Annotated in this window: 13 protein-coding genes and 2 pseudogenes; 10 read left to right on the top strand and 5 right to left on the bottom strand. The window is 58.0% G+C overall.

Annotated features, from left to right (window positions below; all coding sequences use genetic code 11):
• Positions 1 to 18: 18 nt before the first annotated feature.
• From G1H11_RS21705 to G1H11_RS21715, 3 genes and pseudogenes are all read right to left on the bottom strand, one after another.
• Positions 19 to 636, bottom strand: a complete 618-nt coding sequence (locus tag G1H11_RS21705; RefSeq protein ID WP_163820705.1) for a dihydrofolate reductase family protein — start codon at positions 634 to 636, stop codon at positions 19 to 21.
• A gap of 218 nt (positions 637 to 854) precedes the next feature.
• Positions 855 to 1,001: pseudogene (locus G1H11_RS21710) on the bottom strand (SAM-dependent methyltransferase); the annotation flags it as partial.
• Position 1,002: 1 nt separating this feature from the next.
• Positions 1,003 to 1,935 carry an IclR family transcriptional regulator gene (locus tag G1H11_RS21715; protein WP_216844013.1) on the bottom strand — a complete coding sequence of 311 codons (933 nt, stop codon included), beginning with the start codon at positions 1,933 to 1,935 and terminating at the stop codon, positions 1,003 to 1,005.
• A 395-nt stretch (positions 1,936 to 2,330) separates the two neighbouring features.
• Between G1H11_RS21715 and G1H11_RS21720 the strand changes: the two genes are divergently transcribed.
• From G1H11_RS21720 to G1H11_RS21755, 9 genes and pseudogenes are all read left to right on the top strand, one after another.
• Positions 2,331 to 3,056 carry an AraC-like ligand-binding domain-containing protein gene (locus G1H11_RS21720; protein WP_163820706.1) on the top strand — a complete coding sequence of 242 codons (726 nt, stop codon included), beginning with the start codon at positions 2,331 to 2,333 and terminating at the stop codon, positions 3,054 to 3,056.
• Between the two features lie 241 nt (positions 3,057 to 3,297).
• Complete coding sequence (locus G1H11_RS21725; RefSeq protein ID WP_163820707.1) at positions 3,298 to 3,561, top strand: hypothetical protein; 264 nt, start codon at positions 3,298 to 3,300, stop codon at positions 3,559 to 3,561.
• Between the two features lie 153 nt (positions 3,562 to 3,714).
• Complete coding sequence (locus G1H11_RS27515) at positions 3,715 to 3,957, top strand: helix-turn-helix domain-containing protein (protein WP_425501271.1); 243 nt, start codon at positions 3,715 to 3,717, stop codon at positions 3,955 to 3,957.
• Between the two features lie 621 nt (positions 3,958 to 4,578).
• The gene (locus G1H11_RS21735; RefSeq protein ID WP_343074900.1) at positions 4,579 to 6,177 is read left to right on the top strand and encodes an MFS transporter; all 1,599 of its coding nucleotides are present in this window, start codon (positions 4,579 to 4,581) and stop codon (positions 6,175 to 6,177) included.
• 629 nt (positions 6,178 to 6,806) lie between these two features.
• Entirely contained in the window at positions 6,807 to 8,207 is a 1,401-nt protein-coding gene (locus G1H11_RS21740) for an FAD-dependent oxidoreductase (RefSeq protein ID WP_163820710.1), read from the top strand.
• A gap of 174 nt (positions 8,208 to 8,381) precedes the next feature.
• On the top strand, positions 8,382 to 10,058 hold the full coding sequence (locus G1H11_RS21745) for an ABC transporter substrate-binding protein (RefSeq protein ID WP_163820711.1): 1,677 nt from the start codon (positions 8,382 to 8,384) through the stop codon (positions 10,056 to 10,058).
• A 109-nt stretch (positions 10,059 to 10,167) separates the two neighbouring features.
• Complete coding sequence (locus G1H11_RS21750) at positions 10,168 to 11,130, top strand: ABC transporter permease (protein WP_163820712.1); 963 nt, start codon at positions 10,168 to 10,170, stop codon at positions 11,128 to 11,130.
• Between the two features lie 119 nt (positions 11,131 to 11,249).
• Positions 11,250 to 11,363, top strand: a pseudogene (locus G1H11_RS27520) (ABC transporter permease); the annotation flags it as partial.
• Positions 11,364 to 11,468: 105 nt separating this feature from the next.
• On the top strand, positions 11,469 to 12,080 hold the full coding sequence (locus G1H11_RS21755) for an ABC transporter permease (protein ID WP_343074901.1): 612 nt from the start codon (positions 11,469 to 11,471) through the stop codon (positions 12,078 to 12,080).
• A gap of 842 nt (positions 12,081 to 12,922) precedes the next feature.
• Here G1H11_RS21755 and G1H11_RS27525 read toward each other — a convergent pair.
• Both G1H11_RS27525 and G1H11_RS27530 read right to left on the bottom strand, forming a co-directional pair.
• A complete protein-coding gene (locus G1H11_RS27525; RefSeq protein WP_163820714.1) occupies positions 12,923 to 14,002 on the bottom strand; it encodes a polysaccharide pyruvyl transferase family protein in 1,080 nt (359 codons plus the stop codon).
• 750 nt (positions 14,003 to 14,752) lie between these two features.
• Positions 14,753 to 16,009, bottom strand: coding sequence for a glycosyltransferase (locus G1H11_RS27530; RefSeq protein WP_163820715.1), 1,257 nt, complete (start codon positions 16,007 to 16,009; stop codon positions 14,753 to 14,755).
• A 306-nt stretch (positions 16,010 to 16,315) separates the two neighbouring features.
• On the opposite strand from G1H11_RS27530, the gene G1H11_RS27535 reads away from it, so the two are divergent.
• Positions 16,316 to 16,570, top strand: a 255-nt coding sequence (locus tag G1H11_RS27535) for an SDR family NAD(P)-dependent oxidoreductase (RefSeq protein WP_425501270.1), incomplete at its 3' end; no start/stop codon positions are given.

Below are 16,570 nucleotides of genomic sequence, written 5' to 3' on the forward strand. Positions count from 1 at the left end.
AAAGTCCTCTCCTGTGGTTCAGTCGGTGGCGTACCGCGGGCGACCGCTGGGCCGGTAGACCTGGACCGTGATGCCCTTCGGGAAGGTTCGGTAGTCGACCAGGTCAAGCGCGATGTCCGGCCCGGTCTCGGGGAACAGTCGCATGCCCTGGCCGACGACCACGGGATAGGTGAGCAGCGTGATCTCGTCGACCAAGTAGTTGGCGAGCAGCCAGCGGACCAGATTGCCGCTGCCGTGCACCTGAATCTCATTTCCGGGCTTGGCCTTCAGCTCTCGGACGGCGGCCGAGAGATCTCCGGAGAGCACGGTCGTGTCGGTCCATTCCGGGTCGGTGAGCGTAGTCGACGCGACATACTTGGGCCGCGTATTCAGCGCCAATGAGATCGGGTTGTGGCCCTGATCTGTTCCCCACGAGCCGGTGCCCCACGAGTTGGCGAAGATCTCGTATGTGCGCCGACCGAACAGGAATGCATCGGAACGTTGGTAGACCTGGCCGAGGAACGTCTCGATCTCTGTGTCGAACAGCGGCAGGGCCCAGCCGCCGCGCTCGAATCCGTGCCTGCGGTCCTCGCTCTGCCCGCCGAGTCCCTGAATGACGCCGTCGACCGAGACGTTCGTGACAGTCGTCAGTTTCATGATCGCAGTTCCCTTCGAAGTGATGGACTGCCCTCCTACGGGCAGCCGCTCACCCCTCCTACGAACGCGCCGGCCGCGATCCGACACGGCTGGCCGGAATTCTTTCTACAATCTTCAGGCGCGCCAGGACCACCGTCTGATGTGCGGACTGCACTGTCGGCGGGACGGACGATGTTCCGTTACGGTTGGCCGGTGACGACATTCGCGCTCATCCACGGTGGTGGCAGCACCTGGGCCGGGCTGAACACGCCCGGCTCGATGACGAATCGGCCACCGGGGCAGAGGTGGCGGGCGACGTCCTTGAAGCAGGCGACCTCTTCGGCTTGGGTCAGCAAGTTCGAGATCGTGTTGTAGACGAGGTACACCTCAGGTGGAAGGGCCCGGCTCGTCGTACGGGGGAGGGCCTTCGTCCGACGGGTCGGTGAGCCGAACCGCGATGTTCTTGAGCACCGGCGCGATCTCCTCCAGCTTCGACAACGGCATCCGGCCGGCAGGTCCGCTGACACTGATGGCGACGGGCAGATGGGTGCCGAGGACCGGTACAGCTACACAGCGGCCATCGGCGTCGTGCTCGCGGTCGTCGATGGCGTAACCCAGATGGCCCACCGCACTGAGTTCTTCGAAGTATCGGTCCACATCAGTGATTGAGTTCTCGGTGACCTGCGGCATACCGGTGCGTTCGAGCACCGCTCGGACGTCGTCTGCGGGCAAGTCCGAAGCGATCGCTTTGCCGAGGGCCGTGCAATGTAACGGTTCGCGTGAGCCCAGTGTGCTGGCCATGCGCACGCTGCGCGTGCTGGTCGCGGTTTCAACGCAGATGACGTGGTCCCCGTTGAGGACGGCGAGCTCAGCCGACTCGCCGGTCTCCTTGCGCAGCTTCTCCAGCCATGCGCGGGCGCGGTCCTGAATGACTCGCAGCTCCTGCGACTGCATGCGCACGAAGCCAATGCCGACTCGGTAATGGCCCTTCTCGTTGCGCTCGACATAGTCCCACCGTTCCAAGGTCCACAGGTAGCGGAATGTCGTGGCCTTGGACATCTTGAGAGTGGTGCAGATCTTCGCGAGCGACATCGGCGTCACGGTCTCCTGCAGCAGGTTCAGCAAGAAGATGAACCGCTCGACCACACGGATGTTGTACTTCTTGTCCATCTCTTCGAAGGTGGGTCCAGAGTCCTTCTCCGCGCTGATCATGGTCGGCTCGTCATCGAATGTGTCCTCAGGCTCGTCGGCGAGAAGCGCCTCAGACTCGCCTGCGGGCGGCTCAGAGTCCTCGGGTTCTTGTTTGCGCTTGCGTGCCACAGCGTCACCGTCTCTATGATTGGACCTTGCGTTTCGAAATCATACAGCAGCTATGGTGATGATCAAAGGGGGCCAATGTGGGCGAGTCGGCCAAAGGTGGGCCACGAAGCCGGCGGCTCTCCCGGCCGTCGCAGGTATCGCCGCTCGGCTCGGTCCCGTTCTGGCCCCTTGTGCCTCCGGCGCAAACCAGGAGAATGGGACTGTCCCACTCGATGAGTACAAGGGCCATCGAGGGAGGTGTAGGGGGGACTAGCCTGCTCCGTGGGTGAGCTGGTCTGCGCGGTGGCGCGTGGCCGGACCGCGCGTCTCAAGGAGCGACGCATCGTACGCACCAGGTTTGTTGTGGATGGGAGCGGTGGTCGCGATCAATCCATCCGTCCAGTATCGATGACGAGGTGACTTGGAGTGTCTTGCCTGCATGCGTATCGATCGCCCGCCGAGCTGGCCTCGACGAGGCGGCCGAGGACGACGACGAGCTCATGGCTGGATCCGGCATGAGAGCCTTACCCTTGGCCGACTACGAGGTCGGCCGCGCCCAGGATGTAGAGGGCGCACGGCGTGTCCTGGAAGTCAATTGGCGCAAGCTACGTGTGGATCACGCTACAGAATCGACCTGGATGGATTTCCGCCTGCACGGAACACGCCTTGACCGCATGAGCTTCAGCGCTATGTCCTTCGGAGCCGAGACCATCGCCGACTCCGGGCCTCTCGGACTCGTTGTCATCATGCTTCCCCTGTCGGGGTGGTGTGAGGTCTGGTCCGGAGACCAGATAGCCACCATCAGACAGGGTCGCGCTGCCGTGCTGTCACCGATGGAAGGCGTTGGAACACGCTGGTCAGCTGACTGTGCTCAGGTCCTCGTGGTTCTCGAATCTGACCTCGTCGAGGACGTCCGTCAGCGTGAGTTCGGCGTGCCGGCGGGGGAGCCGTTGCAGTTCGATCTAGAACTGGATGTGAGGACCGGGCCCGGGCAAAAACTTGTTTTTGGCCTTCTGTATCCGCTGGTGAAGCGGCTGGACCGGCATCACCGGATGTTCGAGGGACCCGAGACGGTCGCCGATATCGAAAACCTGGCGGCTTCAGCACTGCTGAACGTTCAACGCCACAACTACTCAGTGTGAGCAAAATCTGATCCTGAGGCAAGTGCCTGCAGGGACCAAAGCACCTTGCGATTCCGCCACTTCGGTGGACGGCATGCCGCGTTCGGCAAATGTGCAGAACTTGGTTCGGGCTATGTTCGACCGCAAGCCAAAACATTTTGAGGATTTTTACGGTTGTATAGGTATGCCCGCTATGCGCCGCCGCCCGGCCTCGTGATCCCGCTAGGAGCGGACGATGTATTGGGGAAGGTCGGTGGAGGCTGTGAGCCAGACCGAAGTCGATCACGTTGGCCCGAACTACTTGGCCTGGATATCGGAGCGAGATGTCCTGGTGACGAAGGACGTCGCCTATCCCACACTGAGTGATCTGGCGGACGCATGGACGGTCGAATCGCCTGATGATCATGACAAGGTCGATGCCCTGTTGCGCGACCGTGGCTACATACGCCTTGGTCCGTGGACGCTTGCTCTGATCGGCCCTAAGGGGCCGGAGTGCCAGTGTGCACGCCTGGTGAGGACACGATGATTAGGCGCTCAGTCGCTGAAGTGACGGTGCCAGCGAGGAAGACGAACGCGCTGGACCGCGGCACACCGCGCTAAGTATCCTGCGCAATCGGCGCAGGATACTTAGCTGACAAGTTGTACGTTCTGAACCAGGCTCAATGACGTGCCAAAACGTGTGAGGCCAGCCGACTGGCCCAAAATCCATCGAGACCTCAGCCAGCGGATCAGCGAGCTACGTTGTAGTCGCGAACTTTCGCAGGAGGCGCTGGCGGACGCAGCGGGCATTAGCCGGAGGGGACTTCAGAATCTGGAGAATGCCGAAACCACTCCCGGGATTGATCACCTCATACTGGTCGCACGAGCGCTCGATACGACCGTCATTGATCTTCTGAAGGGGATCGATGGTTTCGATGAATAGAGCGATGACGAAGAGGTGGCGCGCTGCCACGGCCGGCATCGGGATCGTGTCTTGGTCTGCTGGTGCCGTCGGCGCCTTCGTCGGTGCGAGCGGCGGCGGCGCGGCGGCCCTCATAGGGGCCGGGCTCGCTTGTGGCGGCTTCGCCGCGATCGGACGATGGCCATCACGGATCAGCATGTCCGGAACGACGGTGTCGTGGGAGGGCATCGCCGAAGGAAATGACACCATTGGCGGACGCCAAGAACACGTCGGGCAACCCGACGGACGTGGTGCTTGGAACTCGCAAGCCTAGTTGTGCGGGGCGATAAAATTGCCGTGCAGGTGGGAATCGACTCGACCCCGGTACTCGGGTGTCTTAGGTTTCTCGATGTACGCAGAAACTTGCGAATCTCTCTTGCTCCCAGCACGTGTTGCTCATTCGTATAAACAATGAGTCGACACCATTCAGGATTTCATCTGAAACCATTGAACATGTATCGACTTCTGTCGACACTCCTCTCTTAAAGCTCCCCGCCCTGGTGCGAGAAACGGACCCCGTGCAACACCTCGGCTAGAGCGAGATACTCGAACGACGGTGGCTATGGGATCTACGCGTTTAGTCATCGGCGAGCCGATGGTGCCGTGGAGGCGTGCCGAGAGGATCCATCATTGAAGTCCGTCAAACCAGGGTGTCACACGAGGACTCGGCGGCGCTCGATACCTACGCACCGTCGGGTACTCCTCACAACAATTGGACTATTTATCGCCATCTTTATGGCAACTTTGTCGGGCGCGATCATAGTAAATGCCTTGCCACGTATTATCGAGGATCTCGACGGAACACAAAGGCAATATAGTTGGGTGTTCGCTGCGCCGCTCGTTACCGCGACGGTCGCCACGACAGTCTGGGGAAGGCTGGCCGATCGTACAAGTAAAAAGCGGTTGGCCCAAGCATCAGTATTGATCTTCATACTTGGATCGATACTCACTGGCCTTGCAAAGAACACAGAGGTGCTAATCGGGCTAAGGGGCATTCAAGGTGTAGGCGTTGGTGGACTTCTCTCATTGGTCCACATAGTAATGGCGTCAATGATCCCTTCGCGCGAGAGGGGTCGATATATGGGGTATCTCGGAGTTGTTACCGCGTTAGCAATCGTGGCCGGACCATTGTTGGGCGGCATCATCGTTGACACGCCTGTGCTTGGATGGCGCTGGTGTTTTTGGATAGGAGTACCAGTGGGCGTGGTGGCCTTGCTGTTGCTTGAGTGCATGCCGCCGTTGCGTACACCTGTCAGCCACACTGGAAACAGCGTTCTAGGTGCCATACTCTTATTATCGTCCATTAGCACACTATTAGTCTGGGTCACGCTGGTTGGTGATTTGTTCGAATGGAGTTCGTGGCCTAGTGCAACTGTAGCTGGCGGGGGGATAGCGCTCGCCATATTGGCATGGCTAGTCGAACGGGGCTCGACCGATCCCGTTGTGCCCTTGCGCATAATCCGAAAGCGAACGATGGCCTTGGCGATTACAGCTAGCATGGCGGTCGCCATCGTCACGATGAGCACGCTCGTGCACGCTGCGCAGTACTTTCAGATCACGCGGGGCTACACGCCCACACAGTCAGGCGCCTTGGTCGTTCCGATGATGCTCGGACTAATGTGTGCGATGTTTGTCTCAGGACACATGGTGACACGCACCGGGCGTTGGAAAGGGCATCTGATCGTGGGGACGGCGTTAGCAACGGTCGGAATTGCGCTGCTTGGCACCATAAATCAAGCGACGTCATTGGTTCACCTGGGCATCTATATGTCTCTGCTGGGGAGCGGACTTGGCGCATGCACGCAGAACCTGATCCTCGTCGCACAGGACAGTCTTATGTACAGAGACCTCGGCGCTGGCACCTCCATCATGGCATTCTTCCAATCGCTGGGAAGCGCTGCGGGTGTGACGTTTCTCGGTACGCTACTGGCACTCAAGTCGGAACAAGTCTTCGCAGACGGCATGGCTGCGCATCCAGGCACCGGTGAGTGGATCGGAGAAGGTGAGATTCTGAGCTGGATCCAGACGAGACCGGTTCCAGGCCCAACTCGCGATCTTGCTGAACGCGCCTATGGCGAGGCGATAGCGCTGACCTTCCATGTATCCGCTGGCGCAGCTTTGGCCGCGTTCGTTGCGGTCCTGTTCCTTCCGGCCGTTTCGTTGCGGACGACGGTTGGGCGTGTGGAGGCCCCAAACGAGTAGGTCGACGGGTGGCAAGTCGCGTGCAGCTCAGTGCCTTGAATGCGCGTCATTGTCAGCTATCGATACCGTTTTGGCGAACAGCCCTTCTCATCTCTTGAACCTTGGGCAAGTTGCCATCGTCCGTGCGCTCGTTCAGATCGCTGGGTCTGTTATGCGGTTCGATGCGTGCTGCAGGCCAGCGTATAGCCTCGCGTCGAGGCGGCTGGGAACTGGCCTTCGCACAGCCTGACCCGCAACAGCAACATACGTCTCCGAAACCGTGAGTGGGCATCGGGGCACCCGCGGATGCCGTCTGTGATGTCCCTGTGAGGTCGACGCCGGCGCTGGCGAAGCCGCAGCGCGGTGCGCCAAACGAAGGTGCGTGGAGGGGGCGGTGCCGAGACTTGACGATCGACGCAGCCGAGCCGTTGTTGTTGACACGGTGGCGGCTCGGGGGGAAGATGAAATGAAATGGGCTGACCGCTACGCAAAACGCGTCGAAGTCGAAGGAGGGCGGGCCTGGGCATCTCACCCTGGCTGGTATCGCCAGGACGCATGGGCGAACGCATACATGGCTTCGCTGCCGCCAAGGTCGTCGTTCGGACCAGTGGCGGGGAGGGCGAAGGGTGACGTCATCAGGTGGAGGCTGGATGAAGTTCTTCCAGGAAGAAGCGCGCCATACACCGATCGCAAGCGGCGCTGACGTCATCGTGTGCGGCGGGGGGCCGGCCGGCTTTGCGGCTGCTGTGGCTGCCGCTCGCACGGGTGCAAAGACGGTGCTCTTGGAGGCCCACGGTTGCCTCGGAGGGGTTTGGACATCGGGCGCGCTCAGTTGGATTATCGAAGCAGACAAGCCAGGTATCCTCTCCGAACTTACCGAGACCCTCGACAGCTGGGGCGCCCGTGCCGGAGGAGATGAACTGAACTTTGGCTATGACGTAGAAGCGATGAAGTATGTGCTGGACGAAATATCACACGCAGCCGGCATCCAGACGCAGCTGCATACTCGGGTAGTTTCCGCCGCCCGCGACGCGGCAAATCGAATGACCACGGTGATAACGGAATCTAAGTCGGGACGCCAAGCCTGGAACGCAAACGTCTTCGTGGACGCTACCGGCGACGGCGACGTCGCCGCACAGGTTGGATGTGACTTCGACTATGGCCACCCCGAGACCGGTGAGGCGCAGCCCATGAGTTTAATGGCGCTCTTCACGGGGGTGAAACTCGATGAGATCGAGGAGTATGTATCGGGCGGCCGCCGGGGAAGAGCGGCTGAGCGAGCCACCTACCCTAATGGCCATGATCCCAGACAGGCCCTCCTAGGGGAGTTTGAGCGCGCAGGCCTTTCGCCATCTTACTCTGCGCCTACAATCTGGTGCATCTATGAGAACCTCTATGCCTTAATGGCCAACCACGAATACGGAATCTCATCGACGAGTGCTGAACAGATCACGAGCGCAACAATGAACGCGCGAGCCGAAATACATGAACTTGCCCGCGGTTTACGGTCCTTGGGCGGACGCTGGGCACAGTTTCGTATTGTCTCCACCGGTGCGCAGATAGGTGTTAGAGAAGGTCGAAGAATTCATGGACGTTATTCGGTAAGCCTAGAGGATATCCGGTCAGGTCAGAAGCACTCCGACGCGATATGTCGCGTAAGGTCGGGTGCAGACGTTCATTCGCTACGCAGAGATGAAGGCGGCTTTTTAAGTTCCGCTGCCACTGCGGTCGATGGGCGTGCGAGAGGCGACACCATAGCCCAGGTCAATCCTTACGACATACCGCTAAGGGCTCTGATTGCCCGAGACGTCGATGGGTTGATGTTAGCGGGACGTTGCATAAGCGGCGACTTCTACGCACACTCGAGCTACCGCGTCACGGGAAATGCCGTTGCGATGGGGCAAGCTGCAGGCACAGTCGCGGCTCTAGCGGCGAAGTCGGCGACCTTGCCACATGCTGTGCCGTGGTCACATGTGCAAGATGCGATCGGTCAGTTGAATCTAATCTGCGAACAGAAGCGCATGCAGGTGACAGACGTCCAACGAGTATGACGGTCCGCTTACGGCCACTGAGGACCGATGCAACCGGATGAAATGAGATGCTAACTGAAAACCCAAATCTGAAATCCGATGTAAGCATGCTGGCCCGCTCAGTTCGAGCATGAACGATTTTCTACTACAGCGGTTCCTCTGTTCGCTCAATGCGGCATCAAATACGGATAAGAGATGAAGGGTGAAGTGATTATGAAGTCGACAACTCGTATACGTAGACACGAAGCCTTCGTTGCTGCAGCTACTGCGTTGGTCATTGTGGGTTGCAGCCAGGGAACTAGCAATTCACCGGGGAACGATGAAAGTGACGCCGCCGACGCCACAGGTCGAGACACCTTAGAGGTCGCGATTGCTCAAGAGCCGACAGATCTAGTCCCATATACGGCTGGTCAACAGGGCAAGAGCATGACCTTCGATCTGGTTTTCATGCCACTGTTGTATACGGACGACGAGAACGAAGTGCAGTCCGACATCCTTGAATCATGGGAGCTCGACGACAGCGCAACGACCGTGACTCTCCGACTTCGAGACAACCTCACGTGGAGTGATGGAGAGCAGCTTACCTCCGCCGACGTGGTCATGACCCTTACTCAAGCGCTCGATCCGAACATAAGTATCATGGCTGGGCCCATGGCCGGAGTAGTGGGCACGGACGAATTCGCAGAGGGCGCGGCAAACGAAATCTCAGGTCTTTCAGCGCCAGATGAGAAAAGCGTCGTAATTGATTTGGCGGATCCTGACGCGACCTGGCTTCCGAATCTCGTCTTGCGAAAGCTGCCAATATTGCCTCAACACATTCTGGGCGAGGTGCCGCACGATGAATTGGCCGAGCACGAGTTCTTTCGTACAGTCCCGGTATCCAGCGGCCCATATACCCTGAAGGAACATCAGTCTGGACAGTATCTGGAATTTGAGAAGAACATGGAATGGCAACCTGGAGCTGCCTTCGACCGGGTCACATTCCGGGTGGTGTCTGTTGACGTGATGAGCGCTCAATTAGAGACCGGTGAGATTCAATTCATGTTCTCTATCGACCCGACGGACGTAGAAAGAGTCGGGGCCTTAGAGAGCATCGAAGTTGAATCTACTTCAGGCATCGCGCCGGGCGTATGGGCCATACAGCATTTTGAACCGCTACTGGATCCCCAAGTCAGGCAAGCAATGGCTTACGCGATTGACAGGGAGGCAATTTGCGACGCGGTATACAAGGGATACTGTGAGACGCCGATTGCGAACATCCGCCAACTCGGCCCTGAATGGGCAATACCGGAAGACGACGTTACGGAATATCGATATAATCCGGAGCGTGCACGGCAGCTTCTGGATGAGGCGGGATGGGATTCTGACACTGAACTGACGTTCCTCCTGTTTGCCCACGTGACCGGTGCTCCGAAGCGCGCGATAGAGATCGCCCAGGGAAATATGGCAGACGTCGGCATCAACTGGTCGATCGAAACGATAGATGTGGCAGAGTTTCTCGATAGAGCGGCGGAGGAGCCAGATTCGTTCCATGGATTCTATACCGCTGGAGCCGACTTCACTGTAGATCCGAGTTCGGTCGAGGCGTACACGTCGTGCGAGAGTCACTATCCCAATGGCTCGAATATCATTAGGTATTGTAATGAGGAGCTGGATGACCACTGGCGTACGGGTCGACGCGAATCCTCCGCCGAAAAGCGTGCAGCGGTCTATCAACGTGCGTTCCGATTGCTCAATGAAGAAGTGCCGGAAATCTATCTCCTCGTCCCGGACTCAATAATTGCCTACGACTCGAGGCTCAAAGGCGTGCGAGTGCATAGCAACAAAGACATGCAGTTCTGGAATATCGGAGAGTGGACCTGGGAAGAGTAGATGTTTGTAGTTGACGGCGTGGGTGGCCCATTGAGCGGTGGCGAAACGGGCGTCTTGGCCGAGGTCGCATGGGGCGCATAGCAACAATCACCGAGGGAGGTGTGATGCGATGCTGAGGTATACAACCCGGCGGGTTCTGATTTCCGTCCCCGTCCTGTTTGGCATCCTGCTCTTGTCGTTCGTGTTTGTTCAAATGCTCCCGGGTGATCCTATGCGGGCGCTGATGAGTCCGGAAGAGGCCGCGGCCGCATCGCCGGAGTATCTCAAACGGAGGCGCGCCGAGCTGGGCTTGGACGGTACCATATGGGCACAGTACGTCGCGTGGATTCGTGAGGTACTGGGCGGAAATCTCGGATACTCGTTTCATCGCCGCGATTCGGTCATTGAGATTATCGGCGAGCGCATCGGCGCCACAAGTATGCTAGTTGGGGCGAGCGTTGCCATAGCGCTCCCACTGGGAGTGGTGATGGGCGTTTTGGCGGCGTTAAAGAAGAATAGTGCCTTCGACTATGCCTCCGCAGGCGTAAGTATGTTTGCCATATCGATACCCAGTTTCTTTCTGGGGCTAAGTGCTATTTATATCTTCTCATTGAGATTGGGAATCTTGCCGAGCGGTGGAATGCGAACGTTCGCCAATGACAACAATACAGTGGTTGATACGATGCATCATCTGTTGTTGCCGGCGTGTGTACTCGCGGCGGTTTTAGTCGGGCCCTACGTCAGGTTCACAAGACAGAGCATGCTCGAGGTCCTTCACCAGGACCATTTGGTTACTGCAAGGGCCAAAGGTGTTTCAACTGCCGGCACTGTCGTCCGACACGGTCTGCGCAATGCGCTCGTCCCATTAACGACGGTGCTGGCTATCCAGGTTCCCGCACTACTAGCGGGAACCGTTGTTATCGAAACTATTTTCGCCTGGCCGGGTGTCGGAAGGCTGGTCCTGGAAGCGATCACAAGTCGGGACTATCCAGTTATAATAGGCGTAGTACTCATGAGTGCCGTACTGGTGATGCTTTTCAATCTTTTCGCTGATCTGCTGGCAGCTGTTCTGGATCCGAGGATAAGAATATGAGACCTCGGCGGTGGTCATTGAAGGGCAAGTTCGCTGGGCGGCTTAGTGCCCATAGGGGCGGCACCTTGGGCGAAGTAGATCTGTACGGGACGACTCGTGCTTCCGTTTCGCCGGTGAGTATGGGAGTCAGGCGATTTCGTGGCCATCGGCTGGCGACATTCGGCGTAGTGTTTATAGCAATACTGGTTATGGTGGCAATAGTTGGTCCTCTCCTGCCCATACCTGACCCGAACTTGGTTGATGCTTCGGCGGTACGCAATAGACCGAGTTTCGAGCATTGGCTTGGCACAGATTCGGTGGGGAGGGACGTGGCAAGCCGATTGGTGCATGGCGCAAGAGTGTCTTTGACGGTGGGCATCTGTGCAGCGATATCAGCTACTCTGATTGGTGCGATCCTCGGACTGATGGCAGGCGTTGCTGGAGGTTGGGTAGATTCCGTCATAATGCGCTTGGTAGACATCGTACTGTCGTTTCCGTCCCTTGTTGTAATTCTCCTACTTGTAGCAATCCTCGGGCCAAGTCTGTTCACGATTATTATTGTAATTGCGCTCTTTGAGTGGCCCATGGCCTGTCGGATCGTTCGACAGGTGTCATTGTCGGTAAAGGAAACCGAGTATGTGTCGATCTCGCGCGCTATAGGTTCTAGTGACTTCCAGACTATGTATCGCCACATGGTTGGCCCGGTTATATCGCCGCTTACGGTCGTGGTGACATTACTCAGCGCTGGCGCGATTTTGCTTGAGGCTGCCCTGTCGTTCCTTGGCCTAGGCGTAGAGCACCCGCAAGCGAGCTGGGGTGGCATGCTGCAAGACGCTCAGTCGCTCACCATTCTTCAGGAGATGCCATGGCTGTGGCTGCCGCCTGGGATTGCGATTGCCTTGACGGTGCTTGCTCTAAACTTTATTGGGGACGCATTGCGGGACGCGTTTGATCCACGCCAGAGCCCCTAGTGGCTCCCGGTGCTTGAAAACGAGGCTCATGTGCATTGAAGTCTAAAGTTTGGATGCGGGTCTCGCCAGGAGCGTCTTGTCGGAGTAGTTATGTGCGGCCGGCAGGAGGCACTTGGGGCCGGCAGTCTCCTTCGGGACCAATACTGATGCGTACTCGTACGAGAATGCCGTGGTTGAGTTGCCCGACGTCGATAGGCGTGGGTCAAGCGCCTTACGTTGATGAGTACCGGTTGGGCCGAGCCTGGGCTTTCCGGCGATGCTAGTGGCGGCCTGACGGCATGGAGGCGTTCGTCGACACGGGCACCTGCCATGTCCTTGGGATAATCGATGACCGCGACAGCACCGCATCGAGGACTCGCTCGATGTGTCGCACCGAGGCGGGGGCGGGACGAGATCGAGGTGGTCGTGATCGACCCGTCCGCGACGGTGCGGGCCGCCCTGGATCAAGGGCCACCGGGGCAGTCGGTGCGAACTTGCGTGTACCGACCTCGACACCGCCCGCGGCATGCTGGGCGTCACCGTCGCGTTAGCTGACCTGGCCAAAGACTGGCGGTGTGGTGTACGCCGGTTGATTCTGCGTCAAGTACTGGTTGGGCGATGACCGCGTCGGCGGTGTCGCTGGTGATGGCATCCTCGCCCTCGGTGGTGTCGATCCGCGTCATGCTGCTACCGGTCAGAGGTCGGTAGGCGCCCTCAGGCTGCCAGGTATCTTGCTACGCAGCCACCGGCGCGCACCAGCAGCGCATACGCTTGAATCAGAACGCCACCATGTCCAACCGCGGATAGCCAGGTACGCTGTCGGCGTCGGTCTACGGGCCGGGGCTGATGCCGATCACGGCGCTTCAAACTCTGTTGAGATACTCCAGTGCCGTTCGGCGCGCAGTATCTCCATCGTCGGCCCAGGTCGCGAGATGACTGTTCATGGTCCACGTGTCGTAGAAGCCGCGTACCTTTCCGAATGAGTTGTCAAGAACAGAATGGGGAATGCCCAGCATCAGGCATAGAATGTGACCGTGCAGCTTGCCAGTTACTACGTACCTGGACGACGCAAGAATGTCTAGCCCTCGCTCGAGTCCGCCACGCGACAGTGGCTGAAATGTGAGGGCGTAGGGCTTCCATAGGTGTTGGCGTAGGTACGAACTCCGAATCAGCAGTCGGCCAAGATGTATGTGGACAAGTCGCGCCAGCGCAGCGTCCCATGGCCATGATCGTTCTGCAGGCATTGGTCGTGTCCATTCAACCATCTGCGTGTCGACATCTGGAGGCGGTCCTCCATGATCAACATACTCATCGTCGCCCGGACGCCACGCCATCCATGTCAAGTCAACTGTGGGAACGCAGCTCGAGCGGTCCAGCGGCCCGAGAGCGAAGGCCATGTCGGGGGTGAGCCGTATATCTCCTGCTATGTGAGCCCGTGCTCTGCGTTCGCTGATCCTATCTCGCACCATGACCACGACGTCTCCGTGTTCAGCTATGGCCTGACCCATGCTACTGGCGTATGCTTCATCGCGAAAATGAACTGCGATGGGCAGCTGTACTATCGGGACTCCTTGATATGATCGAAGTAGATCCATTCTTGTGCGCTGCGGGCTTCCCGGGAAATCGTACATATCACCAAAATCACCGCCTCCAATGAGCAGGATGGGTCCACGAGGCGCCGCTCGTTCGAGAGCTTGAGGTGAATACGTGTCCATTGCACACTCGTATACAATCTTCACGCCGAGGCGTCGTAGAACGGCCTTAGCGCCGAGCCAGATGGCGAGATCGCCAGGGTTCCACATCCGCTTCGGATAGGACTTGGCTAGATTGTGAAAGTTGACTAAGGCGACTTCCTTGGCGCCGCGAAGTACGTCCCGTACATCGTCATCTAGACGCGACTTTAGCTCACATAATAGCTTGATGTCGGGGTTCGTGCTATTCATCGTGGCTCACCTTCAGTTCGTGTGCAAACAGGTAACAGCCCAAATAGCCTGGACACATTGATGGACGGCCCGGTGTAACAGGCCTCATCACGTGGAATTTGCCAAGACTGGAGGGCAGTTCGTGCTCCAGCCGGACAGATGTGAATACTTCACTGTTCGAGCATTCATGAGCACTGGCGTGTGGCGTGTGCGGACCGAATATCGCATGTCGTCATCGCTTGGGCTCGGGGCGGAACAGTTGGCATTCCACTTTGCTTCGGCATTGTTGCGGAATGTACGCAATTGCGAACTCTCATGCCTAAAGCTGATCGCCAGTGAGCGGTACTTCAAGTGCTCTCTGATCAGACGCATGTGAGCCCATGTGTTGCCCAAAGACTATTCGCGGCGAAGGGTGGTCGCCAGGGGGCGAGTTCGACCAAAGACGCGTATATTCCTTCATGTCAAGGTATCTTTTGACGGAGAGATCTGTAAGTTCAGGATGATGAAGCTAGAATCGAAGCAGGGTTCTCCGGAGGTAGGGAGGTCGCGCTCGCGGCCCTTGCCTCAGGAGTACCAGATGTGGCTGCGCCCTGGCGATTATGGCGTCGGAACCGTCCTGCCCGGAAGGACGGTCCCCAATTTGGCCGATACGCACCATCGATCTGAGGACCAATGCTGGCCTTGGTCGATGGGTGGCTTGTGGCAGCCAAAATCGTGGCGATACGGGCGGCGTCCTTAGTTTCGAGTGAAGTGATTGAGGTTCCTCTCTGGTTACATGCTGTCGATTATCTCGATTGCCTTTCTTAGGCCGCTCTCATCTTCAACCATCAATTTCATTAGCCTTGCCCGTGATTCAAAGTTTCGATTAGTAGTAGCTTCGGTAATGGCGGTGGCGAGTCGTTCGGGAGTTAAGGCTCTCAGGGGCAGAGGTTCTGGTGACAGACCAAGAGTGCGCAGGCGCTCGGCGACAAATGGTTGCTCAGCCATTGCTGGGCATGTGACTTGCGGACGCCCGCTTAATAGTGCTGCCCCGGCGCTGCCCATTCCCCCATGATGGACGATAGCGTCCATTTTTGGAAAGAGCCAATCGAATGGTACGTCATCGGCGTAGAAGATATCGTTTGTAGTCTGACTTGTGGCTATTCCGCCCCACCCCGCGACGACGACAGCGCGTACGTTGGCGATCTGTATCGCGTGCTCGATAAGTCGGCCGAGCCCGGCTGCATCGGTTCCAACAAGGCTGCCGAATCCGATGTAGACTGGCGGCCGTCGGGTATAGATGAAGTCTAATAATTGGGCTTGGGGTCGCCATTTCTCTGGAGCTGGCAAGGGCCAGAAGCCGGTAGTATGGACGGCCCTGGGGTAGTCTGGACATGACGGCAAGAGGTGTTTGCTGAACGCCTGAAGGACTGTTAATTGGGACCCATCCCTGCGGCGCATGGGAGCGTTAGTTCGCTGACTTGGTGTCTTGAACAACGACGTATGCCACGGTCTGCTGTTTCCAGTGAGGACTCGATACCACGCATATGTTGCCCAATATGAGGCTCTATTTAATGCTTTCGGTACATTGCGCATCAACATGGCGTTTGGAAATGCCTTGGTCGGCACCCAAGCAGGCTGAAGGCATACAGATATTGATGGTACGCCCAGGTACTCTGCCAGCTCGTGACCAGGCAGGCTGGGGAGGCTTACGATGAGGTCGGGCTTAAGATTTGATGCCTCGTAGATGCCCTGTCGGACACGTGCCATAAGTGGCCTAAATCTTTGAATCACCTGGATAGCTAGCCACTTACCCCGCAGGCCTCGGTAATTTGTCTCGAACGCCGATTGAAAGATGCTGTCATCTTTCAGGTCTTGCCATTCGTCATGTAGAGGAAAGAGCTCAATATCATACGTTGTCGATAAGTTGCGAAATGAGGCAGGTGCGCAGAGAATGGGCTTATGGCCGGCTAGGCTCAGCTCTCGTGCTAGAGCGACGAACGGCTGGGTGTCACCGCGACTGCCGTATGTGATGAGGAGAATCTTCATTTGCTTTCCGCCTAATCTTCAATTTGCCGGACGGTACTTTGGCATGGTGGCGGGTTGCACACGTGCGATCATGTTCGTCAATTTGGAATGACCTTGCAAGGGGGCGAATTTTTTGGGTGTTCATTAGAGTGATGAACCCGGCTTTAATGAGACGAGAGGTCGCGGTCAGGCATTGCGGCGACAGAAGTGGCCACCTTGGTAAGCCCTGCGGACGCGATATCTTGATAAGCGACGCAGATAGCTGCGTCTCCTTTCGATAGGGAATTGTGCTCATCGATCGGCGGTGCCAATGTGCAAACTGTTGTAGTGACTGGTGCCGGGGGTGGTTTGGGGCGGGCGATGGCTCATCGGCTACTTGCCGATGGCTACGTATGCGTGTTGGCCGGGAGGTCAGTTGCTGCGTTGAAAGCCACAGTGGAGAGTGCAGGTGTTGGTGGTGATCGGGCGGTGGTGGTGGAGTGTGACATCCGCTCTGCACAGGACCGGGACCGGCTGATCGACACCGCAGCCGAACACGGTCAACTGTTCGCGCTGGTCAACAACGCCGGCATCGCCCGCATG

Source organism: Phytoactinopolyspora alkaliphila (assembly GCF_010550695.1).
GTDB lineage: Bacteria > Actinomycetota > Actinomycetes > Jiangellales > Jiangellaceae > Phytoactinopolyspora > Phytoactinopolyspora alkaliphila.

What these genes read in the sequence shown, in the direction of transcription:
- G1H11_RS21740 (WP_163820710.1), top strand. Translation starts at nt 6,807, where the DNA reads ATGAAGTTCTTCCAGGAAGAAGCGCGCCATACACCGATCGCAAGCGGC.
- G1H11_RS21745 (WP_163820711.1), top strand. Translation starts at nt 8,382, where the DNA reads ATGAAGGGTGAAGTGATTATGAAGTCGACAACTCGTATACGTAGACAC.
- G1H11_RS21750 (WP_163820712.1), top strand. Translation starts at nt 10,168, where the DNA reads ATGCTGAGGTATACAACCCGGCGGGTTCTGATTTCCGTCCCCGTCCTG.
- G1H11_RS21705 (WP_163820705.1), bottom strand. Translation starts at nt 636, where the DNA reads ATGAAACTGACGACTGTCACGAACGTCTCGGTCGACGGCGTCATTCAG.
- G1H11_RS27530 (WP_163820715.1), bottom strand. Translation starts at nt 16,009, where the DNA reads ATGAAGATTCTCCTCATCACATACGGCAGTCGCGGTGACACCCAGCCG.
- G1H11_RS27525 (WP_163820714.1), bottom strand. Translation starts at nt 14,002, where the DNA reads ATGAATAGCACGAACCCCGACATCAAGCTATTATGTGAGCTAAAGTCG.